At 48.7% G+C, this 633-nt stretch carries 1 pseudogene; it reads right to left on the reverse strand.

Features of this window, described 5'->3' with window-relative positions:
* Positions 1 to 620 (reverse strand): annotated as a pseudogene (locus tag H8Z82_RS17020) (IS200/IS605 family accessory protein TnpB-related protein); the annotation flags it as partial.
* Positions 621 to 633: the final 13 nt, after the last annotated feature.

Raw genomic sequence — 633 nt, forward strand, 5'->3', positions numbered from 1 at the left:
ATTTCCAGATACTCAAATACGATCACATCTGCATGATTCTCCCATGCATATTCTGCAACTGCCCCTGCGATCTTTCTGCTTAATTCTATATTCAGACGTCTGGTGTATGCCCACCTTTCCCCTGCCTGCGCAGATCCATGTTCCCTCTGGAATCTCCGGATTCGTCCCAGTGTGCGGTACATACGGTCTTTTTCACTGGGGAAGTCAATAAACTTTCTCCCCAGGACAGTTCCGTCTGCCCGCATGATGGTACAGACTGCATCCGTATTGATTCCCAGATCCACGCTGCAGATGATCTGTTCCCTTACAGGTGTCTGAGTAAGTGCCACTTCTTCTGTATAGGAAAAACGCAGGAAATATTTATGGTGTCTTTTTTCCAGTGTCGGGGCTGATGCTTTTTTTCCATACCAGTTCCTGCGCAGGTATTCCATATCCGTATGACTCAAACACACACGGAACCATCTCCAGTCATGCCCGTCATACAGTTTCAGGTATGCCTCATCTTTTCCCTCTGTCCCTTCGCGGTACATCACATCCCGGTAAAAGACCGGCATGGCATGGTTTTCACAGGTAAAATTCGGTTTCCCGGAGAGTTCTCCCGCTGCCTCCCACTGTTCCATCCGGCTTTCATAG

Origin of the sequence: Blautia difficilis (assembly GCF_014297245.1) — a bacterium.
Taxonomy (GTDB): Bacteria; Bacillota; Clostridia; order Lachnospirales; family Lachnospiraceae; genus Blautia_A; species Blautia_A difficilis.